General features: G+C 62.2%; 21 protein-coding genes. 19 read left to right on the forward strand and 2 right to left on the reverse strand.

The genetic code is table 11. The features are described from left to right. Positions 1-107: 107 nt before the first annotated feature. The 4 genes from DW029_RS00705 to DW029_RS00720 all read left to right on the forward strand — a co-directional run bounded on the left by DW029_RS00705 (position 108) and on the right by DW029_RS00720 (position 4909). Positions 108-1046, forward strand: coding sequence for an ABC transporter ATP-binding protein (locus DW029_RS00705; RefSeq protein ID WP_118345019.1), 939 nt, complete (start codon positions 108-110; stop codon positions 1044-1046). A gap of 9 nt (positions 1047-1055) precedes the next feature. Next, positions 1056-2243, forward strand: coding sequence for an ABC transporter permease (locus DW029_RS00710; protein ID WP_118345020.1), 1188 nt, complete (start codon positions 1056-1058; stop codon positions 2241-2243). Then, entirely contained in the window at positions 2230-3435 is a 1206-nt protein-coding gene (locus DW029_RS00715) for an ABC transporter permease (RefSeq protein ID WP_118345021.1), read from the forward strand. Before DW029_RS00710 ends, DW029_RS00715 begins: the two co-directional genes overlap by 14 nt. Positions 3436-3703: 268 nt before the next feature. Further along, the gene (locus tag DW029_RS00720; RefSeq protein WP_117794596.1) at positions 3704-4909 is read left to right on the forward strand and encodes a DUF362 domain-containing protein; all 1206 of its coding nucleotides are present in this window, start codon (positions 3704-3706) and stop codon (positions 4907-4909) included. 251 nt (positions 4910-5160) lie between these two features. Here the strand turns inward: DW029_RS00720 and DW029_RS00725 are convergent, their stop codons facing one another. Continuing rightward, positions 5161-6126, reverse strand: a complete 966-nt coding sequence (locus DW029_RS00725) for an alpha/beta hydrolase (protein ID WP_118345022.1) — start codon at positions 6124-6126, stop codon at positions 5161-5163. 187 nt (positions 6127-6313) lie between these two features. On the opposite strand from DW029_RS00725, the gene DW029_RS00730 reads away from it, so the two are divergent. The 8 genes from DW029_RS00730 (at position 6314) to DW029_RS00765 (ending at position 15653) form a co-directional block, all read left to right on the forward strand. Next, on the forward strand, positions 6314-6997 hold the full coding sequence (locus tag DW029_RS00730; protein ID WP_199582423.1) for a hemolysin III family protein: 684 nt from the start codon (positions 6314-6316) through the stop codon (positions 6995-6997). A gap of 113 nt (positions 6998-7110) precedes the next feature. Continuing rightward, positions 7111-8484 carry a hemolysin family protein gene (locus tag DW029_RS00735; RefSeq protein ID WP_118098220.1) on the forward strand — a complete coding sequence of 458 codons (1374 nt, stop codon included), beginning with the start codon at positions 7111-7113 and terminating at the stop codon, positions 8482-8484. A 24-nt stretch (positions 8485-8508) separates the two neighbouring features. Beyond that, positions 8509-9342 carry a hypothetical protein gene (locus DW029_RS11610; RefSeq protein WP_233543753.1) on the forward strand — a complete coding sequence of 278 codons (834 nt, stop codon included), beginning with the start codon at positions 8509-8511 and terminating at the stop codon, positions 9340-9342. Between the two features lie 136 nt (positions 9343-9478). Then, a complete protein-coding gene (locus DW029_RS00745; RefSeq protein ID WP_117742967.1) occupies positions 9479-9868 on the forward strand; it encodes a YtxH domain-containing protein in 390 nt (129 codons plus the stop codon). Further along, positions 9868-10623: a PRC-barrel domain containing protein gene (locus DW029_RS00750; protein WP_117735636.1), complete on the forward strand. Its 756-nt coding sequence runs from the start codon at positions 9868-9870 to the stop codon at positions 10621-10623. Before DW029_RS00745 ends, DW029_RS00750 begins: the two co-directional genes overlap by 1 nt. A 72-nt stretch (positions 10624-10695) precedes the next feature. Then, the gene (locus DW029_RS00755) at positions 10696-12102 is read left to right on the forward strand and encodes a polysaccharide deacetylase family protein (RefSeq protein ID WP_233543754.1); all 1407 of its coding nucleotides are present in this window, start codon (positions 10696-10698) and stop codon (positions 12100-12102) included. A 435-nt stretch (positions 12103-12537) separates the two neighbouring features. Then, on the forward strand, positions 12538-14382 hold the full coding sequence (locus DW029_RS00760; RefSeq protein WP_118345023.1) for a magnesium transporter: 1845 nt from the start codon (positions 12538-12540) through the stop codon (positions 14380-14382). Between the two features lie 74 nt (positions 14383-14456). Continuing rightward, positions 14457-15653: an Nramp family divalent metal transporter gene (locus DW029_RS00765; protein WP_055252163.1), complete on the forward strand. Its 1197-nt coding sequence runs from the start codon at positions 14457-14459 to the stop codon at positions 15651-15653. 510 nt (positions 15654-16163) lie between these two features. Here the strand turns inward: DW029_RS00765 and DW029_RS00770 are convergent. After that, on the reverse strand, positions 16164-18380 hold the full coding sequence (locus DW029_RS00770; RefSeq protein WP_118345024.1) for an acyltransferase family protein: 2217 nt from the start codon (positions 18378-18380) through the stop codon (positions 16164-16166). A 186-nt stretch (positions 18381-18566) separates the two neighbouring features. Between DW029_RS00770 and DW029_RS00775 the strand changes: the two genes are divergently transcribed. The 7 genes from DW029_RS00775 to DW029_RS00805 all read left to right on the forward strand — a co-directional run bounded on the left by DW029_RS00775 (position 18567) and on the right by DW029_RS00805 (position 26733). After that, the gene (locus DW029_RS00775; RefSeq protein WP_118345025.1) at positions 18567-19562 is read left to right on the forward strand and encodes a ribokinase; all 996 of its coding nucleotides are present in this window, start codon (positions 18567-18569) and stop codon (positions 19560-19562) included. Between the two features lie 4 nt (positions 19563-19566). Further along, complete coding sequence (locus tag DW029_RS00780; RefSeq protein WP_118345026.1) at positions 19567-20541, forward strand: nucleoside hydrolase; 975 nt, start codon at positions 19567-19569, stop codon at positions 20539-20541. 203 nt (positions 20542-20744) lie between these two features. Next, positions 20745-21755 (forward strand): LacI family DNA-binding transcriptional regulator, encoded by a 1011-nt coding sequence (locus DW029_RS00785; protein WP_117763308.1) that lies wholly within the window; start codon positions 20745-20747, stop codon positions 21753-21755. Between the two features lie 257 nt (positions 21756-22012). Beyond that, the gene (locus tag DW029_RS00790; protein WP_117763309.1) at positions 22013-23413 is read left to right on the forward strand and encodes an L-fucose/L-arabinose isomerase family protein; all 1401 of its coding nucleotides are present in this window, start codon (positions 22013-22015) and stop codon (positions 23411-23413) included. A gap of 2 nt (positions 23414-23415) precedes the next feature. Continuing rightward, the gene (locus DW029_RS00795) at positions 23416-24252 is read left to right on the forward strand and encodes a transketolase (RefSeq protein WP_199568381.1); all 837 of its coding nucleotides are present in this window, start codon (positions 23416-23418) and stop codon (positions 24250-24252) included. Further along, positions 24245-25186: a transketolase family protein gene (locus tag DW029_RS00800; RefSeq protein WP_117735643.1), complete on the forward strand. Its 942-nt coding sequence runs from the start codon at positions 24245-24247 to the stop codon at positions 25184-25186. Before DW029_RS00795 ends, DW029_RS00800 begins: the two co-directional genes overlap by 8 nt. A gap of 56 nt (positions 25187-25242) precedes the next feature. Beyond that, complete coding sequence (locus tag DW029_RS00805; protein ID WP_118345027.1) at positions 25243-26733, forward strand: glycerol kinase GlpK; 1491 nt, start codon at positions 25243-25245, stop codon at positions 26731-26733. Positions 26734-26868: the final 135 nt, after the last annotated feature.

Genomic DNA, 26868 nt, shown 5'->3' on the forward strand with positions numbered 1-26868 from the left:
GGCCACGCGCCCAAGCCCCGCACTCGTGACAAAGCTCACTGGCGCGCGCCGGCGGCTCCTGCGATGATGCAATCGTACCGGGCCGCAATCAACAGGAGGGGCGCCTCATGACAGACATCGTCCATGTCGAAAACCTCGTCAAGCGCTATGACGATCTTATCGCGCTCGACCACTTTAACCTGAACATCGCCCCCGGCGAGATCTTTGGCCTGCTGGGCCCCAACGGCTCGGGCAAAACCACGTCCATCAACTGTATCCTGCAGCTGCTCTCCTACGACAAAGGTACCATCGAGCTGTTCGGCGAGCCCATTACGCCCACGCGTTACGACCTCAAGCGCCGCATCGGCGTGGTGCCGCAGCAGGTGGCGGTGTTTGACGAGCTCACGGTGCGCGAGAACATCGACTATTTCTGCAGTCTCTACGTCAACGACCGCAAGCGCCGCCGCGCGCTGGTGGACGAGGCGATCGACTTTGTCGGTCTGGGCGACTTTACCAAGTTCCGCCCCGGCAAGCTCTCGGGCGGCCTGGCGCGCCGCCTCAACATTGCCTGCGGCATCGCGCACAAGCCCGAGCTCATCTTTTTTGACGAGCCCACGGTGGCAGTCGACCCACAGAGCCGAAACGCCATCCTGGAGGGCATCTGCCGCCTGCGCGACGAGGGCGCCACGGTGGTGTATACCAGCCATTACATGGAGGAAGTCGAGCAGATTTGCAGCCGCATCATGATCATGGACGGCGGGCGCGTGCTGGCGCAGGGCACCAACGACGAGCTCAAGCGCATGATTCAGATGGGCGAGCGCGTGACCGTCGAGGTCGGCACCGTCGAGACCGCCACGGTCGAGCGCCTGCGTGCCCTCGAGCACGTGCTTAGCGTTGAGCTTTCCGGCGGCGAACTCGTCTGCACCTGCGAGGCGAGCCCGCACAATCTGGTCGACATCCTCGACACGCTGCGCGTCGCCGACGTGGCGCTCGGCCGCGTGTGGAGCGAGCCGCCGACCCTCAACGACGTGTTCCTCGAGATCACCGGCCGCGAGCTGCGCGACTAGGGGGCAGCCATGTTCAACACCATCATCACCACGGTCAAGACGCTGCTGCGTCGGCCGAGCACATGGGTCTGGGGCGCGATCTTTCCCATTGCGCTTTCAACGATGTTCATGTTTATGTTTGCGAACCTCAGCTCCGACGGCAAAATCGACCCGGTGCCGGTTGCCGTCGTGGCGGACGAGGCCTGGGACGCTTCGACCTTTAAGGGCGTGGTGGCTTCGCTTGCCAAGGAGGGCGACGATCAGCTGCTCGATGTGAGCGAGTGCGAGGATGTGGACGCCGCGAACCGTGCGCTCAAGTCCGGCGAGGTCGTGGGCATCTACACGGTCGATGCCGCGGGCACGCCCAAGCTCACGCTGCTTTCGAGTTATGACAGCTCGCGCGCCTCGTCGGTGCTCACCGACCGCAGCATCCTTGAGACGGTGGCGAGCTCGTATACGCAAAATGCCGAGCTCATGTCCCAGATTGCCCAGGACAACCCGGCGGCGCTCGCCGACCCCGAGGCGGTTGCGTGCGCCCTGTCGCTCGAGGGCGGCGTCCGCCGCGTAAGCCTGACACGCACCACGCCCGATGGCACAGTCATCTACTATTACGCGCTTTTTGGCCTAGTCGCGATGATGTCTGCCGAGTTTGCCGCCTTGAGCGTCGTCGACCTGCAGCCCAATCTGTCGGGTCTTGGCGCGCGCCGCTGCGTGGGCGGCCTTTCCAAGACGGCGTCGCTGGCCGGCATTTTTGTCGGCTCGTGGCTGGTCTCCTTCGCCTCGATGACGATCGCGATCGGCTACGTGCGCCTGGTCGTGGGCGTCGACTTTGGCGGGCGCGAGGGACTGTGTTTGGTGGGCGGCGCCGCTTCCGCGCTTGCCGCCACGGGCTTGGGACTCTTTGTGGGCACGCTTCCCGTTAAGGGTGGCAAGGCATCCAAGTCGGGCATCCTCACGGGTTTCGCTACCACGTGCGCCCTGTTCGCCGGGCTTTACGGCGAGCCGGCGATGGCACTTGCCGACGACGTTGCCCGCGCCTGCCCGGCCGAGTGCTGGCTCAACCCCGTCAAGCTCATCTGCGACATGTTCAACCGCTTATATTTCTTTGAGGACCTGGGTCCCTTTGTCATCCGTGCGGGCGCGCTGGTCCTCATGACGCTGGTGTTTGTTGTCGCCGCCACGCTGATTTTTGGAAGGAGCCGCTATGAGCACCTTTAAGACTGCGCTGCGCATGGCGCTCGCGCATCCGTTCTACCTGCTCATCTATACGGTGTTCATATCGCTGATGGGTGTGTTCATCGCGGCATCGGTGAGCTGGAACTCGTCGCAGCTCACCGAATACAAGCCCTACGACGCCAATGTGATTGTGGTCGACCGCGACGACAGCGATCTTTCGCGCGCGCTCACCAAGCACTTGGGCTCGCGCTTTGACCTGGTTACGGGTGTTGGCGACGACACGTACGACCTTGCGGACGCGCTCTCCAAGAGCAATAGCGCCAAGGGCAGCGCCGATTGCGTGTTCTTTATCCCGGAGGGGTTTGAGGACGACCTCGTTGCAGCCGCCCGCGTGGGGGAGTCCCTGCCCAAGCTCGATGTGACCTACGGTGCCGGCACCATGGCGGCGGCGCTTTCGTCTGCCGAGGCCTCGCGCTGGATCTCGCTCGCGGGCGCTGCGGCGGTACTTGAGCCCGCTGCTTCTAACGGCGACGTTGCCAAGGCGGCCGAGCACGCGGCCGCAAAGCGCGCGGAGGTCCAGATCGAGCAGGTCAAGGTCGACTCGACTGCCGCCGCCACGCTCGAGTCGTACTTCAACTTTGGCGCGTACGCGATCATCTCGTCGGTCATCGTGTCGGTGGGATTGGTGCTCTCGGGCATGAACGAGCCCGAGCGCGTGCACCGCATGGATGCCGGCCCGGTCTCCGAGCGCCAGCGTTCGCTCGCCGTGTTCGCGGCCGCCGCCGTGCTCACCGTCTGCATTTGGTTTGTGTCGAGCATGATGGGCGTCGTGGGCTTTGCCGGAGCGGTTGCCGAGGTTGGCGTGGATCGCGTGTGCCTAGCGCTGGCTGCAACGTTTGCCCTGGCGTGCACGCCGCTGGCCGTTGGCTTTACGCTGTCGAGCTTGGGCGCGCGCGAGGAGCTGCTCAACGGCGTGGGCAACTTACTCGGCATGCTCATGACGTTTTTGGGCGGCGCCTGGATGCCGCTGTCGCTCATGGGCTCGGCCGTGCAGACCGCGGCGCATTTTGTGCCGACGTATTGGGTGAACGACGCGATCGGCAAGGCACTTGCCTCGGATCTGACGCCTGCCGTGCTGGGCGACATTGCCTGCGACCTGGGCGTCACGGCGCTCTTTGCCGCCGCCATCGCCGCCGCAGGCCTAGCCCTCGCGCACAACAAATCCCGCGCCTAACCGCCTAGTCGTTGGGGACGTTCTTAAATGACTAGCCATGGGGGACAGTCTTTGCCGATTGGCCGGCTTGCCGGCCGGGCTGGCAAGGACTGTCCCTAACTGTCGGCAGGAAAGGAGCGTCCCCAACTGCCGGGTGGCGAAAGGGTGCCCCCAGCGACTAGTCGTTTATGAACGTCCAACGGCTAGGCGCCGCGCTTGACTTCAACCCCGCTATAACGGGTACCATCCTCTATGTCTGTAACGCCATATAGACCGAGGGGATATATCTATGACCGCAACTGCACCCGCTGCACCTGCCAAGGTGTACTTCACCAACCTGCGCACGCACGGCCGCGAGAGTCAGCTCGACAAGCTCAAGCGCCTGATTCGCCGCGCCGGCATCGAGCAGATCGACTTCGACAACAAGTTCGTCGCCATCAAGATCCACTTCGGCGAACTGGGCAACCTCTCCTTCCTGCGCCCCAACTACGCGCGCGCCGTCGCGGACGTGGTCAAGGAGCTGGGCGGCAAGCCCTTCCTCACCGATTGCAACACGCTTTACGTCGGTAGCCGCAAAAACGCGCTCGAGCACATCGACACCGCCTACCAGAACGGCTTTACCCCGTACGCCACGGGCTGCCAGGTCATCATCGCCGACGGCCTCAAGGGCACCGACGAGGCACTCGTTCCGGTCGAGGGCGGCGAGTACGTGCATGAGGCCAAGATCGGCCAGGCGCTCATGGATGCCGACATCGTGATCAGCCTCACCCACTTTAAGGGTCATGAGCAGGCCGGCTTTGGCGGCGCCATGAAGAACCTGGGCATGGGCGGCGGCAGCCGTGCCGGCAAGATGGAGCAGCATGCTGCCGGCAAGCCGAGCGTCGCGACCGAGCACTGCGTTGGCTGCCGTGCCTGCGAAAAGATTTGCGCGCACAACGCCGTCTCGTTCGACGGCACCCGCGAGCGCGAGCTGGCGAGTGGCAAGACCGTCGAGGTGCACGTGGCCGCCATCGACCACGACCGCTGCCTAGGCTGCGGCCGCTGCATCGGCGTGTGCAACCAGGATGCCATCAATCCCGACTATGACGCCGCTGCCGACGTGCTCAACTGCAAGATCGCCGAGTACACCAAGGCCATCGTTGACGGCCGCCCGAGCTTCCACATCTCGCTCGCCATGGACATCAGCCCCAACTGCGACTGCCATGCCGAGAACGACACGCCCATCGTCAACGACATTGGCATGTTTGCGAGCTTCGACCCGGTCGCCATCGACCAGGCCTGCGCCGACGCCGTTCTGGCCTCCGAGCCGCTGCCCAACACCGTACTCACCGACAGCGCGGCCAAGATGGAGCACGACCACGAGCATCTGGAGGGCGAGCAGGCCAAGGACCCCTTCTGCATCACGCATCCCGACACCGACTGGCGCTCCTGCATCGCACACGCCGAGAAGATCGGCCTGGGCACGAGCAAGTACGAGCTCATCGAGGTCAAGTAGCGCCTGTCTATTGGACATATCAAGCGCCTTTGTAGCGTAACGTAAGAAAAAACCGCCCGCGAGCGTAGTGCTCGCGGGCGGTTTTTCGAAAGTGCGGGGAAAAATCGAATATCGCAGACCACAAACCGTTTTTTGGCAACAACACCCCTGATAAATTACTGGTAAAACCGCGGTCTGGTCGGGGCTTCCGACATTTTCCCCGCACTTCCGAAAATAGGGGGTCAAATAAAGCCAAATATGCGTAAATTCACCTAGAAATTCTTGTCGAGGAAGCCGTTGACCGTGTTCCAGTAGAGTTCGGGGTCGACCTGCGCGCTCTTGGCGTGCGTGGCGCCATGGACGGTGAGCTTTTGCTTGACCTTGCTAGCGCACGCGTCGTAGTTTTGCTTGAGCATGCTGTACGGCACAAAGGTGTCTTGGTCGCCATGGATAAAGAGCATGGGGACCGTCGCGTGTTTAAGCTGCTCCACGCTGCTTGCCTTATGGAAGTCATAGCCTGTGCGAACGTTGCACACCAGGTTCGCCACACCGAGCAAGGGAAAGCTGGGCAGGGCAAACACGTCCTTGAGCTGCAGGGAAAACTCGTCCCAGACGCTCGTGTAGCCGCAGTCCTCGATGATGCACCTAACATTAGGGGGCAACGATTCCCCTGCGACATTCATGGCCGTCGCCGCGCCCATCGACTCGCCAAAGACCAGGATGCGTGCCTCGGGGTCGGCCTGAACGATTCGCCCGATCCATGCGACGACATCGAGCCGCTCGGGCCAGCCCATGCCGATATAGTCGCCGCCGGAGCGCTCGTGGGCGCGGGCGGCGGGTGCGAGTACGTTCATGCCGCGGTCGTGGAAGCGCTTGACGTATCGTGCCATACCGATGGGCTCGTCGGTGTATCCGTGCAGGCAGATAGCGTAATCGTGCGTGCTCTCCGGGCCGGCAAAATACCAAGCGGCAAGCTCGGTCCCGTCATCTGCGGTGAGGCTGCTGCTCTCGCGATGCTCTTTGAACCACGCCCGCGCCTCGACATCCTCGGCATCCATCTGCTCGTCTTTCTTAGCGTCCTTGCCGTCCTGCATCATCTTCATGGTGTACGGCGCTTGGGGGTTCAGGGCAAAGTCAAACAAAAAGTTGCCGGCAAATCCGAGCAACGTGACAACGAGCACCAGCGCAACAACGCCGGCTATCTTGAGCTTTCGATGGGGGTGTGCGCTTTGAGCCATAAGGTCTTCTCCTCTAAGATGTTAATACGTCAACAATTAAACGAAGCGCATTATGGATGTTCACTGTTGATGTGTCAACAGGCAAAGAATGGGTAAACAAAGGGTCACGTATGGTGCAAATGTCGCACGTACCCAGACGCTTTGATATAGTGTTGAGAACTCTTTTATGTTGGAGGATGTAACCGGCATGTCCGATTCGAGCGACAGTTCCAAGCCGCGGCCCAAGACCGCGGCCGTTCCGCACTACACGGTGGGCGAGGAGATCATGAACTCCGTCACCCATGGTGTCGGCTGCCTGCTGGGCATTGCGGGCCTGGTGCTCCTGATCGTATTCGCTGCCCTGCGCGGCGGCGGCCCGGCCCACATGGCTGCGGCAATCGTCTATGGCGTCAGTATTATTCTCGAATACCTCGCTTCCACGCTCTACCACGCCATCGCTCCGCAGGCCGCCAAGCGCGTCTTCCGCGTGATCGACCATTGCGGCATTTACGTGCTCATCGCGGGCAGCTACACCCCGTTTTGCCTCATCACGCTCGCAAACGACGGCGGCCCCGCGCTGTTCTTTGCCGTGTGGGCCATCGCCATCATCGGCATCGCCCTCGAGTGCTTTATGCGCGAGCGTCAACCGCACTGGGTATGCGGCCTGGTCTACCTGCTGATGGGCTGGCTTGTCGTCTTTAAGTTGCCCGAGCTTGTGGCGCTGCTGAATCCCGTGGCGCTTGCCCTGCTCGCCGTCGGCGGCGTGTGCTACACCGTGGGCGTGCCGTTCTATATCGCCAAAAACGTGCGCTATCTGCACAGCGTGTTTCACCTGTGGGTGCTCGCCGGCAGCATCTTCCAGTTCATGGCGGTGATTCTCTTCGTAATCTAGCGATCGCGTCTGTGCCCGCGGACCCATCCAGGCGGCCACCGGGCGCAACTGCCCTATCCGTTACCAACGTTTTAACCTGACGTCCCGAATCTTGGAGGTTCGAGAAACTCCCGATGGACATAACCATCTCCCTTATCACCACCCTCGTTTTGACCCTCATCAACGGCTACTTCTCCATGTCGGAGATGGCGCTCACCACGGCCAAGCGCGCCGTGCTGGAGCACGAGGCCGAGGAAGGCGACAGGCGCGCCGAGCGTGCCATTAAGCTGGCTGCCGACTCCGACCAGCTGCTCGCCACTATCCAGGTCGCCATCACGCTCGTGGGATTCGCCTCGTCCGCCGTCGCCTCGACGAGTCTGTCCGACCCGCTCGCCACGTGGCTCATGAGTTTTGGCATCGCGCCGCTCTCCGCCATCGCGCGCGGCCTGGCGCCGGTCATCATCACCGTCGCGGTCGCCTTCGTGTCCATCGTGATTGGCGAGCTTGTGCCCAAGCGCATCGGCCTGGCCAATGCCGAGGGCGTGTCCAAGCAGGTCGTGGGGCCGTTGTCGTTTTTCCAAAAGATCGCCCGTCCGCTCGTGTGGCTGACTGGCGCTTGCTCCGATGGCCTAGCCCGCATCCTGCGCATCAAGAGCGCCGACGACCGTCAGAACGTCTCGGAAGAAGAGATCAAGTACATGGTCTCGGAGCAGGACGACCTGCTCGACGAGGAAAAGCGTATGATCCACGAGATCTTTGACTTGGGCGACACCGTTGCCCGCGAGGTCATGGTGCCGCGCGTGGACACCACCATGTGCGAGGATGACGAGACGGTCGCCAGCGTGCTATCCACCATGCGCCAGACCGGCTTTAGCCGCATCCCCGTCTATCACGAGGACCCCGACAACGTCGCCGGCATCGCGCATATCAAGGACCTGATTCAGCCCGCGCTCGACGGCAAGGGCGACCAGCCCATCGCCGGCTTTTTGCGCGACGCCACCTTTGTGCCCGACACCAAGGACATCCTGCCGCTGCTGTCCGAGATGCAGACCTCGCACGACCAGATCGTAGTGGTCGTGGACGAGTACGGCGGCACGGCCGGCATCATCACCATCGAGGACATCGTCGAGGAGATCGTGGGCGAGATCGAAGATGAGTTCGACCCCGACAACAAGTACCTCACGCGCCTTTCGCGCCGCGAGTGGCTCGTCGATGGGCGTTTTTCGTGCGATGACGCAATTGAGCTTGGTTGGCCGCTCGAGGAAAGCGATGATTATGAGACCATCGCCGGCTGGATTTTGGAGCTTTGCGACTCGGTGCCCGACATCGGAGAGGTGTTTGAGGTCGCGGGGTACAAGTTTAAGGTGCAGTCGATGCGTGGCCAGCGCATCTCGCTCATTCGCGTGATCGCTCCGGCCGAAACCGAAAAGAAGGATTCCGAGTCCTCGGCAGATAAGCCGGCAGCGTCGGGTGCGGGTTCTGCGAATCCGCACGACGGCGACGAGTAGGGCAAGGAAGAGTAGGGGAGAGTTATGGCAGGCCTGTTCAACATCCTTAAGGTCACCGTCAGCGAGGACAAGATCTGCGCGCATGTGCTGGTGAACCCCGGCATGCCGCTGATGACCTCGGAGGATATCGAGGCCACGGCGCGCGTGTACTACCTGGTGCCGGCGATTGCCAAGCACCTGTGCCTGGGCGATTCCGGCCGCGAGTTCCAGGATTGCATGGGTCAGACCGAGCTTTGCCACCTGCTGGAGCACGTGACGGTCGAGCTCATGGACGAGACCGGTCTTGCCGGCAGCATCTCGTGCGGTCGTACGCGCGTAAGCGAGCACGACGAGCGCGTCTTTGAGGTTGAGCTTTCGTGTCCCGACGACGCGCTGGCCATTGGCGCGCTGTCTTCGGCCACCTTTATGATGGACTGGGCCTATCTGTACGCCGACCAGCCGGCTCCCGATGTGGACGGTACGGTCGCGGGCCTGCGCAACCTGGTGCTGGGCATGCGCGCCGAGGCCGAGGGCAAGGATCCTCACGAGGCCGTCGCCGCCGCGAATGGCGAAGATGCTGCCGAGGACGAGGGCGCTGACGAGGGCGATGTGCCGGTCGACGCCGAGCCTGTTGCCGATGCGACCGCCGAGCCCGTTCCCACCGAGCCCCAGGGCGTCCCCAACTTTGACGACGAGCCCCAGGTGGCGATTGATACCGAGGGTGCGGTTGCCGAAAACCACGAGGCTTCCGCTGCCGTCTTTGGCGGTGCGGCGACGGTTCCGGCGGGACCTGCGCATGAGGGCGGCCTGCCGCTCGTAGACGGCGCCGGCGAGGACCCGGGTGCCACGGTGGCCATGCCGGCTATGCCTCAGGAGTAGGCCTACGCGTTTATTACCATCACGGACCTGCGCCTTTGCCGTACGCAGATGAGCGGAGCGGCAAGTGATGCGCTGCGGGTATAATGGACAGCATTCAAACGGTGGGCACCGACGTGCCCGCAGGAGAGGAATGATCATGGGTAAGACTTTCAGCTTTGTCTCCGGCGCACTTTTTGGTGCCGCTGCCGGCGCTATTATCGGCGTTGCTCTGGCCCCGCGCTCGGGCGCCGAGACCCGCGCCATGGCTGCCGATATCGCCAACGACGCCTGGGACAATATGCGCGACACCTACGAGCACGGCGCCGAGGAGGCCCGTGCTGCGGTCAACGATTTTGGCCCGATGGTCGACGCCAAGACCGACGACCTGCGCGCCAAGGTCGACCTGGCCCGCGAGCGCATGGACCAGCTGCGCGAGCAGCTCAACGACGCCATTTCGGGCGGCAACGTGACGCCTGCCGCCGACGTCGTGGTCGAGAACGCCGTCGAGGCTGATACCGAGGCTGCGGAGCCCTCGACCGAGGCATAATGCGCGCCGGGGATTTTGTCGGCGCCAAGATCTATCGCAAGCCTACCGAGGACAAGCGCATCAAAAAGGACGGCACGCCGCGCAGCCCTAAAAAGCTCGGAAAGATTCACTTTCCGGTTTTTACCCCGGGCGGTACGCGCGTGGTCGGCTTTATGGTCCGCCAGTCCGATATCGCGGGCATGATCGAGCGTCCCGACCGATTCGTAGCGCTCGACGCCATTGGTGTCTACGAGGGCGCCATTGCGGTCGATGACGTCAAGGACACGTACGATGCCGCCGCCGCCAAGCGCCTCGACATCAACCTGGACGATTGCATCATCTGGGTCGGTATGGACGTACGCACGGAATCGGGCGACGTCGTGGGCTATTGCTCGGACGTTGAGTTCAAGCCACGCTCGGGCATCGTGCAGGCATTCTATGTGACCGCCGGTGCTGCTTCGAGTGTTTTGGTTGGTGACACGCAGGTGCCGCCGACGATGCTGCGCGGCTACGAGAACGGCGCGATGGTCGTCTCGGACGAGGTCAAGTCGCTCGGGTATTCGGGCGGTGCGGCTGCCAAGGCCGCTGAGGCCAGCGTCGTGGTGGGTGACAAGGTCAAGAAGGGCGCCAAGGTGCTCGATGACAAGGGATCGGTCGCCGTGGACAAGGGCAGCCGCGCACTGGGCAAGCAGCTCGGCAAGACGCGCGGTATGTTCAAGGCGTTTAAGGACGAATATCAAAAGGCGAGCGGGGGCTCGTCAAAAGCTAGCAAATAGCGACGTACCAAATGATGGGAGGCGAGCCGGAGACCTGTTGCTCCGGCTCGCTGTGTTTATGGGGGAGGGCACATGCGCCAAAACGGATCTAACTTAAACGGGCGCTCGGGTGCGCGTCCGACGGCGCGCCGCGACCTGGGGCAGCTGCCCAGCGGTCAGCGTCGACGTCGCCGTAAGCCAGGCGCGATGTACCTCAACCATAGCCGTGGGTTTAGCGATCGCAGCGCGCGTATCGGCAACGGGCGCTCACCGCGCCGACCGTCCCGCCTGCCCTATGCGCTCATCGCCGTGGGTTGCGCGCTCGTACTGTTTATCGCTGCCGTCGTGGGCTACGTAAACCGCAGCGTGGACGTGGAACTCAACGGGCAAAAGACCGCGGTGCGCGTGGGCTCTACGTTGCAGAATCTTATCGACGACCAGGAGTTGGCTGACACCTACGACGCAGGCGACCTGTTGGCCGTCGACGACAGCGTGCTCAAGCGCCATGGGGGCGAAAAGCTGTCGGTGAAGGTCGACGGCAAGCGCGTGAAGCAGGGCAAATGGGATAGCCGCGAACTTGAGGGCGGCGAGAAGGTGACGGTCAAGGATGGCCGTAACACCTACGAGAAGCACGAGGTTCAGGCTACGGTTATCGAGCCCAAGCTCAAGGTCGAGGGCACGGGTGCTATCGAGTATGTGCAGACGTGGGGTGTCCAGGGCCGCTCCGAGGTGTGGGTTGGTGAGCGGTCGGGCAAGACGCAGGACCGCGGCGAGGTCGTGCCCGCCACCGACTGCGTAGTCGAGTGTGCAAGCGTGGCGCCCAAGGGCAACGAAAAGTACGTGGCCCTGACATTTGACGAGGGTCCGAGCGGCGCCACCAAACAGATTTTGCAGGTGCTCAAGGAAAAGGGCGTCACCGCGACGTTCTTCCTTTCGGGCGATGCCACGGAAGCCTCGCCCGCTACTGCCAAAGCGATTGCCGATGCCGGGTGCGAGATTGGCTCCAACAGCTACAGCGATGATTCGCTCAAGGGCGAGGATCGCGAGACGGTGCGCAAGCAGATCACGAAGGGCACCGAGGCGATTAAGTCGGCGACCGGCGTCGAGACGATGTTGCTGCGTGCCCCCTACGCCGCGTTTGACGAGCAAAACTGGATCGACTCGATGGACCTGGTCTCCGCCGTGGTCTCGTGGAATATCGATTCGGGTGACTGGCTGCTCAACGGTGCCGACGAGCAGGTCTCGACGGTGCTCGATTCGGTGACGCCAGGCAATATCGTGCTGCTCACCGATAGAGACGAATGCGCCGAGCAGACGCTCGAGGCGCTGCCGCAGATTATCGACGGGCTTATTGCCGACGGCTACAAGATCGTGACGCTCAGCGATCTGGTCAAGACGGACACAGCGCTGAGCAAAAAGCTCACCTCGCTCACCAAGGTTTCCATGCCCAAAAACGCTGTGTTCCCCCAACTCCCCGAGGACGACGACACCACAGAGTAGCTCAAACGAGTGGCACGGTGGGACAAAATTATCAGTAGTGTTTGTCCCAGGTGCGAAAGGCGCATCGGGCTTGTCGTCGCAAGCGACCCTGGGACAAACACTACTGATAATTTTGTCCCACCACTTCGCTGCGGACGACTATGTCACGGATGCGTCAGCGTTTGGTATGCCTGCAATGTGCAGCGCATAAATTCGGTGCCGCAGCGCGATGCTGATGCTATAGTTACTGCGGTTAATAAGGGTCAAGAGAAAGGTTACAGGTGAAATCCAAACCTCGACCATACAGTCGATGACCCCATGCAGGTGCTTTCTGCGCATGCACGGGGTGTAAGCGTCGAGCGGCGTGCCGCCCGCGCATGCGTATACATATCAAACAGTCCACGGATAGCGTGCCCGTCCGGCCGCGGTCCGCAGGGATAATGATGGGGAGCACCATTGAATTATCTGAGTGAGATGCTCAAATTGCCGGTCTTGGACATCGACGGCGAAAAGCTCGGCGTTGTGAACGATTTTGGCATTGCAACCGGCGAAGTTTTTCCGCACGTGACGTCGCTTGCGTTCCGTGGTCCCGGCAAGACGCCGTTTATGATCAGCTGGCGCAAATGGGTCGACCGTATCGACGAGACGGGCGTGTATCTCAATACGTCTGCCACCAACATTCGCTTTTCGTACCTGCAGCCGACCGAGCTCCTGCTGGCGCGCGATGTTCTCAATAAGCAGATCGTCGATACGCAAGGCATGAAAGTCGTGCGTGTCAACGACATCAAGTTCTCCATGTCGGGCGAAAATCAGCTGCGTCTGCTGGGTGCCGAGGTCGGCGCCCGCGGTCTGCTGCGTGCAATCGGTCCCGCGCTCGAGCATATCGTCGAGGGCTTTATGAAGCACTTGGGCAAGCCGCTCAGCGAGGACATTATCGCCTGGTCTTACATGGACCTGCTCGACCGCTCGACTAAGAACATCCAGCTCTCGGTGTCACACAAGACGCTTGGCGAGCTGCATCCTGCCGACATCGCTGACATCATCGAGCAGCTCGACCCGCGCCTGCGCGCGCAGGTGTTCGCGCAGCTCGATACGGCGCAGGCCGCCGAGGCCATCTCGGAGTTCGATGATGACGAGCTCATGACCGAGATGCTCGAGGGCCTGTCCGATACCGACGCATCGTCGATGCTGGCCATGATGGACCCGGACGACGCTGCCGACCTGATCGACGAGCTCGATTATGAGAAGGCCGAGAAGCTCCTGCGCCTGATGGGCGTCAAGGAGGAGAAGGCGATTCGTAATCTGTTGGGCTACGAGGACAACACCGCCGGCCGCATCATGACCTCGGAGTTTGTCTCGCTGCCCGCCACGGCGACGGTCGGCGATGCCATCGAGGCAATTCGCAAACTCGACGAGGATTTTGAGAGTGTCTATTACGTCTATACCGAGGATCCGAGCGGCATGCTGACGGGCGTGCTTTCGCTGCGCACGCTGATCGTGGCCGACCGCGACGCCACGCTGGGCCAGCTGGCCTATCGCGACCTGGTCTATGTGTCGCCCGACGAGGACCAGGAAGACGTGACGGATGAGATGACCAAGTATGACCTGGTAGCTATCCCCGTCTGTGACGAGAACCGCCACATCCTGGGTATCGTGACCTTCGACGACGCCATGGACGTTATTGCCGAGGAGCACCAGGAGGACCTGCAGATCGCCGGTGTCGGTTCGGGCGATAGCGCATCGGACGACTCGACGAACGTGCTCAGCTGGTTTGTGCATCGCCAGTACTGGGTCGTCGTGTGGGGCATTGCCTCGTGCATCATGGCGACGGTGCTGGGGACGGCGCTGGGCTCCGCGTATCTGGTGGTGTTCCCCATGTGCGCCATGCCGCTCGTGCTGCTGGCTGCCTCGCGCATGGTGTCGTTCGTCAAGAACTACTTCCTGGAGTACGACGGCCATGACGATGAGCCCAAGCCGTATCTGGGGTTCTTCTTCCAGAGCACGGGTATGGGCCTGATCCTTTCGCTTGTTACTTATCTGTGCGCGCAGCTGGTGCGCACCGCCGCGTTCCCCGATGCCCCTATGTTTGAGGAGCAGCTCTTTACCGGCTGCTTTAACATTGCTGCCATCATCTGCCTGGTGGGCAACATGAGCGCCGTGATTTATCTGATGGTGCTGTTCTGGCGCGATGAGCACGACCTCAACACGTCGGGTACCGCTATGAACGTCATCGCCGTCATGATCTCGTGTGTGGCGTACTGCATCGCCGCGGTGCTGCTCACCATGTCAGTCATGGGTTAGGTGGTCTCGTGGAAAACACGAAACAAAAGGCGAGCGCCAAGCAAAAGCTGACCATCGCCGCCATCTTTGGCGCTATGGGCCCCGGTCTGCTGGCGGCGCTTTCGGGTAACGACGCCGGCGGTATCGCCACGTATTCCAGCGCGGGCGCCAGCTATGGCTATAAGATGCTCTGGATGCTTCCCGTCATGACCGTGCTGCTTATCGTGACGCAGGAGACCGCGGCGCGCTGCGGCTGCGTCACGGGCAAGGGCCTGGCGTCGCTCATTCGCGAGCGCTTTGGCGTGCGCAAGAGTGTACTTGCTATGGCGGCGCTGTTGATCGCCAACACAGCTGTGACCATTTCGGAGTTTGCGGGTATCGCCAGCGGCCTTGCCCTCTTTGGCGTGCCGGCGAGCATCTCGGTGCCGTTGGTGGCGCTGCTGGTGTGGATGCTTACCATGTCGGGTAGCTTCCAGCGCATCGAGAAGATTCTGCTGCTGGTAAGCTGCGTCTTCGTGACCTATATTGTCGCCGCGTTTATGGCCGGTCCCAACTGGGGTGAGGTCGCGGTCGACTTGGTCGTCCCCAATATTCAGAACGATCCCAGCTACGTGTCGCTCGTGGTCGCAACGATCGGTACCACCATCGCGCCGTGGATGATTTTCTTGGCGCAGAATAACGTGGTCGATAAGAATGCGGGCGAGGACGATATCGTGCTGCAGCGTATTGATACCGTGAGCGGCTCGATCGCTGCTGATATCATTGCGGGCTTCATTATCATCACGACCGGTACGGTGCTGTTCCCGGCGGGTATTCAGATTAGCGATGCCGCCGATGCCGCCCGCGCGCTGGAGCCCATCGCGGGTCAGTGGTCCACGGTGCTGTTTGCCTCGGGCCTGGTCGCAGCGAGCTTTTTGGCTGCCTGCGTGCTGCCGGGCGTTACGTCGAGTGCCATCTGCGAGGCTTTTGGTTGGGAGCGCGGCGCCGATCGCAGCTGGGACGAGGCTCCGGTATATCGCGGCATCATTACGGCCATCATCGGTATCTCTGCCGTACTAGTGCTTATGCCTGGTGTCGATCTGTTCCAGATTATGATGACCTCGCAGGTCATCAACGGCGTGCTGTTGCCCGTGGTTTTGGTGTTTCAGGTGGTTATTGCCGCCGATCGTCACATTATGGGCGCCAACCGCAACGGCCGCGTGTGGAATGTGCTTACGTGGGCGACTATCGGCGTGATCACGGTGCTGACGGTTGTCATGTTTGTCCTGCAGGCGATGGGTTACAGCGCTTAGCGCCTCTTTTGGACTCCAAACAGGCCGCCGCCATGGGTTGCGGCCTGTATTTTGCCTGTTATAGGGGGTTAGTAATATGCGGGTGGACAAAAAATGCCAAATATGAGTACTGTTGCCTGGCCGATAGCATTTACAACTAAGAAAATAATAAACATATCTAAAAATCTGTTCATTAAAAGCGGAGCTCCAAGTCCTAAGCCGGCCATTCTGGTCAACTGGAAGGGTCGCGCGCTACCGCATGGGCGCCATTTTGGGTGGTTTTGCCTGCTATTAAAATTGTAACAGTACTCATATTTGCCTCTTTTTGTCCACGACCTCTTGGAGCCGGCTCGAAAAGAGTGATTTTGGGTTGTTTGCTGCGGGTGTGGGCTTGGAAACAACGCTCGGGGTGGCGAGGCGTCCAGAATTCGGTCGCAAGGAGGGCGTTCCTCGGCTGTGTCAGGAGTGTCCCTAGGTGCCGGCACATAAGGAACGTCCCTAACTGCCGGAGGGGGGAGTTTGCGCTGCAGGTTACTTGTCGGTGCCCAGCTTGTGCGGCTTGAGAGCGAGGGCATTGACGAGTGTGTCGGCGGCGGACTTGACGGCTGCCGGCTGCGGATCGTTGACGTGGTCCTCGGGATGCACGGGCAGGTCCTTCTTGACCGCATCGTGGATCAGGTTGAGGTACTCGGTCACGCCGGTAGTCGACAGGTGCGTGCCGTCGCCATCGAACAGGTCGTTGCGGTTGGCACTGTGCCCGTACCAGTCGATAACGCGTACATTCTTGTAGCGCGTGGCGGCGTTGGCGATGGCCTGGTTCGTGGACCCGACCCACGGCTGCGGGCTACGCGTGTTTACAAACACGACAATACGCTTATCTCCCGCATCGGCCATGATGGCGTCGACCTGGGCGTCCGTTACCAAACCGTTTGTGCCCAGCGCAAAGACCACGATCTTGCCGGCAAGATTCTGCTGGATATAGCCCTCAAATGTCGCGCGGCCCGCATCAAACTGGCGGCCCTTTTCGGCATCGATATGGCTGTGAGGAAACACGCTGTCAAAGGAATCAACGGCGCGCAGCGACACGGAGTCACCGATCATCAACAGGTCGTAGGAGCCATCGGGGAAGCCGTCGTTGTCCTTGTCGGTGTCCTCGGCCGCCTGCTGGTCGGTGGGCGCGGTGTTTTTGGCTTCCTTGTTGAGGACTTCGGCGCCCTCACCGCTCAGCGCGGAGGTCTCCGGCACAAAGATCAGGCCGCCCAGCGCGATGACAAGCACGATCCCGCAAGTGGCGCACACAGGAATATGCGCGCGCACCCAGTTGGCGGGTGTGGTGGTGCCGTCGCGGAACTCGGCGACGGTACGGCCGAAGGCGCCCTTTCTAAACGGCGTCTCGATAAAGCGATACGAACATTCGGCCACGGCGATCACCAACAACACCTGCAAGATGTACTGCCACCAGGGCGTGTCGTTGATGTTGGCGACCGGGTTCATGAGCAACAGCAGCGGATAGTGCCACAGGTAGATGCTGTACGAGCGCTTGCCAACCCACACGAGCGGTTCGGCGGACAGCGCGCGGGCAACCATTCCCTGGGGCTGCACGCAGGCGGCAATGACCATGAGCGTGAGGATCGAGCACAGCAGCGTGCCGCCGCGATACTGGAACGCGGTGTAGCCGTTGGTGAGCGCGACCATGGCGGCAAGGCCAACCAGACCCACGACGCCCAACACATCGATGGATGCGGGCGAGGACCAAAAGCGCACGAGGGCGCTCGGCTGTGCCGGGGCGGTCTCGGCTGCTTCGTCGGCCTTCTCGCCAGACTTGCCCTCGGCGTTCTTGCCGTGCTTGGCGGCGCCAGCCAGGCGATTGAGCCCCAAACGATGAGCGAGACGCACCGGCGCCAGGTCGCGATCGGGGATAAAGGCCATCCAGGCACCCAGCAGCAGCGAGAACACGCGGGTGTCGGTGCCGTAGTATACGCGGCTGGGGTCGGCGGCAGGGTTGTAAAGCGCCATCATGGCGAGGGCAGATACCGCGGCAAGGCCCAGAACCACGCGGCGCGTGTTGGGCTTGCTCACATGCATGGATACCATGGCAAACGGCAGTGACGGCCAAATCAGGTAGAACTGTTCCTCGATGGCAAGCGACCAAAAGTGCGTGAGCGGCGAGGGGTCGCCCAGAGCATTGAAGTACGAGACGTTTTGGGCAATCTGCCACCAGTTGTTGAAGAACAGCAGCGACGGCAGGATGTCGGGGCGCATCTTGGTGAGCATCACGTGGTTAAAGATGGTGCACAGCGCGCAGGTCACGAACACTACCGTTACCACGGCGGGGACCAGGCGACGGATACGGCGGATCCAGAAGCTCTTGAGGTCGATGCGGCCGGTCTTAGCGACTTCGTTGAGTAGCAGGCGTGTGATCAGATAGCCCGAAAGCACAAAGAAGATCGTGACGCCGAGCAGACCGCCCTGCGCCCACGTGAGGTTGAGGTGATAGAGCACCACCGCGACGACGGCAAGCGTGCGCAGACCGTCGAGCGCAGGGATATAGCGGGACTTGGGGCGAGCAGGCGTCTGCTCCGCGGCGGGAGTGTTGGCGCGGCCCTCGTTGTTGGCGGAAGCGCGATGGGGGCTCGCGGTGCGTCGCGGCTCGTTGGCACGGCGTTCGCCCTTCACGCGTTCGTGCGGCGCCGGCTCGTTGCCCGTGCGGCGTCGGCCGCGCGAGCCCGATTGCGAGAATTGTTCCATAAAACATCATCCAATGACGAGAATAATCAGCACGTATTCATTGTAGCTGCCTGCTCCTGTGAATGCTTGCTGCTGGCGCAAGCTCAAGCGCGCGTCCACATCAAAGTGAATTAAAGTTATGGAGGTGCGAGAGCACACAATTGACGGCCGACAGCGGGCGCAGAGCCCACGGACGAGGAGGTTTCCATGGCGGATCACAGCATCGTTGCGGTGTTCGGCAGCATGAACATGGACCTTTCGGTGGCGTGCGAGCGCATGCCGCGCGCGGGCGAGACAGTCGGTGGCAGCGGTTTTATCACCAACGCCGGCGGTAAGGGCGCCAACCAGGCCGTCGCCGCCGCGCGCATGGGTGCGCACACGTGCATGATTGGCGCTGTTGGGCGCGATACCTTTGGCGATGTGCTCGTGGCGGGGCTTCAGGATGCTGGCGTGAGCGTTGAGTTTGTGACACGTCTCGATGGCGTGGAGACCGGTACCGCGACTATCATTCGCTGCGAGAGCGATAACCGCATCGTGCTGTCGCCGGGCGCCAACCATGCACTTGCGGGCGAGGACGTTGCCCGCGCACTGAGGCGCCTGGTGGCCGACGAGCTCGACGGCGACGCCAGAGAGATTGCCCCGGCTGCCGGAAGCGTCTTTATCGCCCAGGGCGAATGTGATCTGATGGCAACGGCCGCGGCGCTCTCTTGCGCTCACGAGCTGGGATTCTATACGATCTTTAACCCGGCACCCGCCTGCGATCTGCCGGCAGGAGCGTGGCCTGCGGTCGACCTGGTCTGCCCCAACGAGACCGAGTGCCAGGTGCTGACGGGCATTCTGCCCACGGATGATGCGAGTTGCGTCGCCGCGCTCAATGCGCTGGTCGACAAGGGCGCCGGGGCTGCGGTCATCACGCTAGGCGGTGCCGGCTCAGTTGCACTTGGCGATGACGGTGAGCTGCTGCGCATGCCGGCACTTTCGAGCGAGGTGGTCGACACCACGGCTGCGGGCGATACGTTTATTGGTGCGCTTGCGGCGGCTCGTCTGGAGGGCCTGCCGCTCTTTGAGTGCATGGCGGCGGGCGCACGCGCCTCGGCGGTGACGGTGTCGCGCCTGGGCGCACAGCAGTCGATTCCCACGCGTGCCGAAGTTGAGCGCGTGTTTGATTTAGACGATTTGGTACAAGACGGAGAAGCGGAGTAGAACTATGGCGATTAAGAAGCTGATCCTTGATCTGGATATGGGTGTGGACGATGCAATGGCGCTCGCCTATGCCATCGCGAGCCCCGAGGTGGAGCTCGTGGGCATCACCACATGCTTTGGCAACGTGCGCGTCGAGCAGTCGGCGCACAACTGCCTGGCGGTGCTCGACCTGTTGGGTCGTCCCGAGGTGCCGGTGTACCTGGGTGCCGACCGTCCTCTGCAGGCGACCGAGCCCTATACGCCGCCGGCGTCCACCACGCTCATTCACGGTAAGAGCGGCATCGGCGGCGCGAGCGTGCCCGCATCGCCGTACGAGCCGGTGGGGGCGACGTCGGCCGATGGCAACGCTGCGGTCGATTATCTGACCGATGCCGCGCGTACCTATGGCCCCGACCTGATCTACGTGGCGACCGGCCCGCTCACCAATCTGGCGCTTGCCCTGGAGCGTGATGCAGCGGCGATGATGTCTATCGGTCGCGTGGTCGTGATGGGCGGTGCGCTCACCGTGCCCGGCAACGTGAGCGCGGGCGCCGAGGCCAACATAGCAAGCGACCCCGAGGCCGCCGACGCCGTGCTGCGCTCGGGCCGCAAGCTCACTATGGTGGGTCTGGATGTGACGCATCGCGTGGTGCTCACGCGTCGCGATATTGCCGGCTGGACGGGCTCGGGCACCATGGCGGGCTGCGCATTTGCGAGCATGGTCGAGCACTATATTGGCTCGTACGAGATGAACGCACCCTACCTGGGCGGCTGCGCACTGCACGATCCGCTGGCGGTTGCCGTGGCGATTGACCCCACGCTTGTGGGTGCGCTCGGCTGTAACCTGCGCGTCGACCTGCTGGGCGAGTACCGCGGCCGCACCATCTGCGACGAGCACCGCCTGTCCGATCCGGACAAGAGCGCGCTTGTGGCGCTGACCGTCGACGCCCCGCGCTTCCTCGCGGAGTTTAAGGCGCGTATGGCCCGCGTCCTAGGTTAAATGTTTTTCACGCCCCGTCCCAAATTAGCTACCGAGTAAATGTGCCCGTTGGGGGAATAGTCGCACCACTTCGCTTGACAACAGGCTAAACTAGCTATTAAACATTTACTATTCTGTTTAGATTGAATTTGCGGTCGTTTAGTTGTCGAGTCACGGGGCGGTCAGGCCACGTTGCTCGACCGCGACCGTTACTAGGGGGAACAATGGCTAAAGCAAGTGTTCGCGAGATCAGCCGCATCACCGGTTTTTCGCCTGCGACTGTGTCCAACGCGCTCAACCGCAAGCGCAGCGTGAGCGAGGAGACCGCCAAGGTCATCCTGGAGTGCGCGCAATCGCTCGGCTACCAGCAATCGACACAGCTCGAGAGCATTCAGTTTGTGCTCGCGCGCAAGACGGGCGCCATCCTGGACGAGAGCACCTTTCACCCCGCGGTCATCGAGGGCGTGGAGCGCCAGGCGCGTCGCCACGGCATGAGCACGAGCTTTGTCTCGCTCGACTTTAGCGACTTGAACGCCGTGCGCCCGCAGGTCGAGGGCCTTATCGCCGACCCGGCTGCCGCCATCGTGCTGATGGGCACCGAGTTGGGTGAGGAAGATTATGCCTTGTTCGCCAACACTGCCGCCCACCTGATCGTGCTCGACGGCTGGAGCGACCGCCAGTACTTTGATGCTGTAGTCATTGCCAACACCGATTCGGTGCTGCGTGCCGTGGATTACCTTATCGAGAAGGGTCACAAGCAAATTGGCTACCTAGCAGGCGACCTTCGCATCCGCAACTTTAAGGATCGCGAGCGCGGCTATCGCCAAGCGCTAGAGGACGCGGGCCTTGACGCCAATCCGACATGGCGCGTCACGCTGGGAACCACGCTCGAGGGCGCTTATCGCGACATGGGCGCGTGGCTCGACAGCATCTCGCGCGACGACCTGCCGACGGCTTTCTTTGCCGAGAACGACGTGCTTGCCGTGGGCGCCATGCGCGCGCTGAGCGAACACGGCGTACGCGTGCCCGAGGATGTCTCGATCATCGGCTTTGACGACCTGTCTCTGGGCGCCTTCTCAAACCCGCCGCTCACCACGGTGCACGTTCCCAAGCACGAGGTGGGCGAGATCGCGGTGCGCCGACTGGTGGGCAACATCCGCAATCCCAAGAGCTATACCTGCAAGACGGCCGTATCGACGTATTTTGTCGAGCGCCAGAGCGTGCGCGAAATCTAGGCGAAGGCAGCATCGCTCGCGGCGCGTCAAAGCGCGCGAGGGCAGTAAGTGCAACACCGTTCAAAAGGGGGGTCCTTCGGGACCCTTTTTTGTTCTCCTTGTATGTTCAGTTTGTTTACATACCGTTTAGGCTTATTTCTCTACCGCCTGTGGGTATTTCGCGCTAAACTTCTAAACAGAATAGTAAAACATTTAGTAAACAGAACAAAACGAAACAATCGTCTGTTTACTGAACATGTGACTAGGGGAGGACGTACATGGATAAGATCAAGCTCGGCTTTGTGCCCACGCGCCGAAGCATTTTTAGCGCGCCGGACGCGATCAAGTATCGCGGCCTGACGGCTGATCGCCTGCGCGAGATCGGCGTCGACATTGTGGACATCGACGACATCAACGACGAGGGACTGCTGTTTGACGACAGCCATATCGAGCCTATCGTCAAGAAGTTCCGCGCCGAGGGCGTTGACGGCATCATGCTGTGCCACGCCAACTTTGGCACCGAGTACGTTTGCGCCCGCCTTGCCCGTGAGCTCGGCCTGCCCGTGCTGCTGTGGGGCCCGCGCGACGAGCGCCCCGAGCCCGACGGCACCCGCCTGCGCGACAGCCAGTGTGGCCTGTTCGCGACCGGCAAGGTCCTGCGCCGCTTCCAGGTTCCCTTTACCTATATGACCAACTGCCGCCTGACCGACCCCGAGTTCGAGCGCGGCGTCTGGGACTTCCTGGCCGTGTGCAACGTGGTCAAGACCTTCAAGCACACTCGCATCCTGCAGATGGCCACCCGTCCGTTCGACTTCTGGTCCACTATGTGCAACGAGGGCGAGCTGCTCGAGAAGTTCAATATTCAGCTTTCGCCCATCCCCATGACCGAACTTGTTCAGGCCGTGCGCGACGCCCAGGCCGACGAGCAGGCCATGGCCGCCATGCTTGCCCACATCAACGATAGCTTTGAGATCTGCATTCCCGAGGACAAGGTCCCCGCGGTCGCAGGGCTTGCTATCGCCATGAAGCGCCTGGTCGATAAGTACGGCTGCAACGCCGGCGCCATCCAGTGCTGGAACGCCCTGCAGGACGAGCTGGGCATTATGCCCTGCGCCGCCAACGCCATCCTCAATGAGATGGGTATCCCCGTCGTGTGCGAGACCGATATCCACGGCGCCATTACCGCGCTGATGGTCGAGGCCGCCGACCTGGGCCGTCACCGCGGCATGTTCGCCGACTGGACCGTGCGCCATCCCGATAACGAGAACGGTGAGCTGCTGCAGCACTGCGGCCCCTGGCCCTGCAGCTGCGCGGCTGTCAAGCCCAAGCTCACCTACCCACTGGCTTTCGATCACCCCGGCGCACTGACGGCCGAGGCCAAGCACGGCGACCTCACCCTTGCCCGCTTTGATGGCGACAACGGCGAGTATTCGCTGCTGCTCGGCAACGCCCGCGGCATCGACGGGCCGGCCGGCATGGGCACCTACCTGTGGGTTGAGGTCGACAACCTCAAGCGCCTCGAGGCCAAGATCGTCGAGGGCCCCTACATTCACCACTGCGTCGCCATTCACGCCAACGTGGTACCGGTGCTCTACGAGGCGTGCAAGTACATTGGCATCCAGCCCGACTTGTACGACCCGATTGAAGAAGACGTCAAAGCCTACCTGCGAGGAGAGTAGAAATGGCAACTATCGAAGAGCTTGAGTCCCTGCGTTGGGATCTTCGCCGCGATTGCGTCGATATCATCATGGCTGGCGCCGGCGGCCACATCGGCGGCGACATGTCGGTGATCGACGCCCTCATGACCCTCTATGCCAACCACCTCAACATTTCGCCCGAGACCGTCGACGACCCCAACCGCGACCGCTTTGTGCTCTCTAAGGGCCACGCCATGGAGGCCTACTACGCGGTGCTGTGCCACGAGGGCTATCTGGACCTCGATGACGTCAAGGCCCGCTTCTCCAAGTTCGGCAGCCCCTACATCGGCCATCCCAACAATAAACTCAAGGGCATCGAGATGAACTCCGGCTCGCTCGGTCACGGCCTGCCCGTGGCGGTGGGTATGGCGCTCGCCGGCAAGATGGACGGTCGCGACTACCGCGTCTACACCATCATGGGCGACGGCGAGCTTGCCGAGGGCTCGGTCTGGGAAGGCGCCATGAGCGGCGGCAACTACCAGCTCGATAACCTGTGCGCGCTCGTGGACCGCAACCGCCTGCAGATCAGTGGCAGCACCGAGGACGTCATGAAGCAGGATTCGCAGGAGGAGCGCTGGGCCGCCTTCGGCTGGAACGTGCTGTCCATTCCGGGCAACGACGTCCAAGCCATCGATGCCGCGCTGACGTTGGCCACCGAGACCAAGGGCAAGCCCACGGTCATCATCCTCAACACGGTGAAGGGCTATGGCTCGCCCGTTATGGAGGACAAGGCCGCCTGGCATCATCACCTGCCCAACGATGAGGAATATGCCCAGATCATCGCCGATTTCGCTGCTCATAAGGAGGCCATCAATGGCTAACAAGATCGCCAACCGCAAGGTTATCTGCGACACGCTGCTCGAGGCCGCGAAGACCGATAAGGACATCGTCGTCCTGTGCTCCGACTCCCGCGGCTCCGCATCGCTCACGCCGTTCTTTGATCAGTATCCCCAGCAGTCCGTCGAGGTCGGCATCGCCGAGCAGGACCTGGTGAGCATCGCCGCCGGCATGGCTTCGTGCGGCAAGAAGGCCTGGGCCGCCTCGCCGGCGTCCTTTGTGACCACGCGTTCGTATGAGCAGTGCAAGGTCGATGTCTCGTACTCCAACACCAACGTTAAGCTCATCGGTATCTCGGGCGGCGTGTCCTACGGCGCCTTGGGCATGAGCCATCACTCCGCGCAGGATATCGCTGCCATGAGCGCGATTCCCAACATGCGCGTATATCTGCCGAGCGATCGTTTCCAGACTGCCGAGCTCGTGCGCGCCCTGGTTGCCGACAACAAGCCGGCCTACATCCGCGTGGGCCGCAACCCGGTCGAGGACGTGTATACCGAGGACGAGTGCCCGTTCCAGATGGATCGCGCCACCTGGGTGCGTCGTGGCACCGATGTGACGATTGTCGCCACCGGTGAGATGGTCCGCCATGCCGTGGACGCCGCCGACCTGCTGGCCGAGCAGGGTATCTCCGCTACCGTGCTCGACATGTACTGCGTCAAGCCGCTCGACGCCGAGGCCGTAATTGAGGCCGCCGGTGCCACGCGCGCCGTCGTGACCGTCGAGGAGCACAGCCCCTTTGGCGGCTTGGGCTCCATGGTCGCGCAGGTCGTGGGCGAGCATTGCCCTCGTCCGGTTAAGTGTCTGAGCCTGCCCGACGCGCCGGTCATCACCGGCACGAGTCCCGAGGTCTTTGCGCACTATGGCCTGACGGGTGCCGGAATCGCGCAGACCGTCGCCGAGTTCCTTCCCGCAGAGTAATTGGAATGTGACAAAGGGACAGTCCCTTTGTCACATTCATTTTGAAAGGGGTGGCCATGGGCCGCTACATCATCGGAATCGATCAATCCACGCAGGGCACCAAGGCGCTGCTGGTGGACGAGGGCGGCCATCTGATTCATCGTGCCGACCGCGCGCATCGCCAGATCGTCAACGAGGCCGGCTGGGTGAGCCATGATCCGGCCGAGATCGCGGCCAACGTTCTGGCCGTGGCGCGCGCCGTGGTGGAGGAGACCGGGGTCGACCCGGCCGACGTCGCCGGCATTGGCATTTCCAACCAGCGTGAGACCACCGTTGCCTGGAACCGTGCGACGGGCGAGCCGCTGTGCGACGCCGTGGTGTGGCAGTGCGCCCGCGCCCGTGAACTGTGTGACGAGCTGGCCGCCCGCGAGGGCGTGACCGAGCTGGTGCGCGACACGACAGGTCTGGTGCTCTCGCCCTACTATCCGGCGGGCAAGATGGCTTGGATCCTCGCGAACGTTCCGGCGGCTGCCGAGGCCGCGGCGGCGGGCGAGCTGTGTCTGGGCACCATCGATACTTGGGTGGTCTGGACGCTCACGGGCGGCGCGGAGTTCCGCTGCGACTGGTCCAATGCCAGCCGCACGCAGCTCTTCGACCTGCGCCGTGGCTGTTGGAGCGAGCCGGTGTGCGAGGCCTTTGGCATTGATCCGGCGTGCTTGCCGCAGGTGACCGATTCCGACGGCCTGTTCGGCACAACGGACCTGGGCGGCTTTTTGCCGGCCCCCGTGCCGGTGCACGGCGTGCTGGGCGACAGCCATGCGGCCCTGTTTGCGCAAGGCTGCCACAGCCGCGGCATGGCCAAGGCGACCTATGGCACCGGCAGCTCGGTCATGATGAACGTCGGCGACGAGTTTGTCGCGAGCTCGCACGGGCTTTCGAGCTCGCTTGCATGGCGTATGAACGGCGTGACCGAGTATGTGCTCGAGGGCAACGTGAGCTACGCCGGCGCCGTCAAGACCTGGCTGCGCGACGACCTGGAGCTCATCAACAACCCCGAGGAGGTCACCGACCTGTGCTACGCCGCCAATCCGGCGAGCCGCGTCTACTTTGTGCCGGCGTTTACCGGCCTGGGCGCGCCGCACTGGGCAAGTGATGCCGAGGGCTGCGTCTTTGGCATGACGCGCACCACGGGTCGCGCGGAGTTCGTAAAGGCCGCCGATGAGTCGATCGCCTATCAGATCTTCGACGTCATTGATGCGATGGTCGAGGATTCGGGCGCCGCACTGGCCGAGCTTCGTGTTGACGGCGGCCCCACGCGCGATGCGTACCTGATGCAGTTTGAGAGCGACTTGGTCGGCTCGCCCATCCGCATTGCGAGCAATGACGAGATGAGCGGTCTGGGCGCAGCTTGGGCCTGCGGCATTGCGCTGGGCATGTACGCGCGCGATGTCGTTGACGTCTATGGCGCCCGCGGCATCGTGGAGCCCACCATGTCCGTCGACGAGCGCGCCAAAAAGATCGCCGGCTGGCGCCGCGCCGTCGACGCTACAATCGCGTACACGGCCTAGGATGATTTTTCTGGGGGTTAAAAACTCATTGATCCCCGTCCTAGGCAGCTCATTTGGGATGGGGCTTTTTTGACTGGTATGATTGGTGCGACCATTCGAACCAGCTAAAAGAGCCCAGTCCCAAATTGACTACCG

This window comes from Collinsella sp. AF38-3AC (assembly GCF_003474365.1).
Classification (GTDB): domain Bacteria; phylum Actinomycetota; class Coriobacteriia; order Coriobacteriales; family Coriobacteriaceae; genus Collinsella.

Coding starts and splice junctions, on each gene's coding strand:
- DW029_RS00715 (WP_118345021.1), top strand. CDS start 2,230: ATGAGCACCTTTAAGACTGCGCTGCGCATGGCGCTCGCGCATCCGTTC.
- DW029_RS00710 (WP_118345020.1), top strand. CDS start 1,056: ATGTTCAACACCATCATCACCACGGTCAAGACGCTGCTGCGTCGGCCG.
- DW029_RS00720 (WP_117794596.1), top strand. CDS start 3,704: ATGACCGCAACTGCACCCGCTGCACCTGCCAAGGTGTACTTCACCAAC.
- DW029_RS00750 (WP_117735636.1), top strand. CDS start 9,868: ATGCGCGCCGGGGATTTTGTCGGCGCCAAGATCTATCGCAAGCCTACC.
- DW029_RS00735 (WP_118098220.1), top strand. CDS start 7,111: ATGGACATAACCATCTCCCTTATCACCACCCTCGTTTTGACCCTCATC.
- DW029_RS00705 (WP_118345019.1), top strand. CDS start 108: ATGACAGACATCGTCCATGTCGAAAACCTCGTCAAGCGCTATGACGAT.
- DW029_RS11610 (WP_233543753.1), top strand. CDS start 8,509: ATGGCAGGCCTGTTCAACATCCTTAAGGTCACCGTCAGCGAGGACAAG.
- DW029_RS00800 (WP_117735643.1), top strand. CDS start 24,245: ATGGCTAACAAGATCGCCAACCGCAAGGTTATCTGCGACACGCTGCTC.
- DW029_RS00755 (WP_233543754.1), top strand. CDS start 10,696: ATGCGCCAAAACGGATCTAACTTAAACGGGCGCTCGGGTGCGCGTCCG.
- DW029_RS00795 (WP_199568381.1), top strand. CDS start 23,416: ATGGCAACTATCGAAGAGCTTGAGTCCCTGCGTTGGGATCTTCGCCGC.
- DW029_RS00745 (WP_117742967.1), top strand. CDS start 9,479: ATGGGTAAGACTTTCAGCTTTGTCTCCGGCGCACTTTTTGGTGCCGCT.
- DW029_RS00790 (WP_117763309.1), top strand. CDS start 22,013: ATGGATAAGATCAAGCTCGGCTTTGTGCCCACGCGCCGAAGCATTTTT.
- DW029_RS00785 (WP_117763308.1), top strand. CDS start 20,745: ATGGCTAAAGCAAGTGTTCGCGAGATCAGCCGCATCACCGGTTTTTCG.
- DW029_RS00775 (WP_118345025.1), top strand. CDS start 18,567: ATGGCGGATCACAGCATCGTTGCGGTGTTCGGCAGCATGAACATGGAC.
- DW029_RS00765 (WP_055252163.1), top strand. CDS start 14,457: ATGGGCCCCGGTCTGCTGGCGGCGCTTTCGGGTAACGACGCCGGCGGT.
- DW029_RS00780 (WP_118345026.1), top strand. CDS start 19,567: ATGGCGATTAAGAAGCTGATCCTTGATCTGGATATGGGTGTGGACGAT.
- DW029_RS00730 (WP_199582423.1), top strand. CDS start 6,314: ATGTCCGATTCGAGCGACAGTTCCAAGCCGCGGCCCAAGACCGCGGCC.
- DW029_RS00725 (WP_118345022.1), bottom strand. CDS start 6,126: ATGGCTCAAAGCGCACACCCCCATCGAAAGCTCAAGATAGCCGGCGTT.
- DW029_RS00805 (WP_118345027.1), top strand. CDS start 25,243: ATGGGCCGCTACATCATCGGAATCGATCAATCCACGCAGGGCACCAAG.
- DW029_RS00770 (WP_118345024.1), bottom strand. CDS start 18,380: ATGGAACAATTCTCGCAATCGGGCTCGCGCGGCCGACGCCGCACGGGC.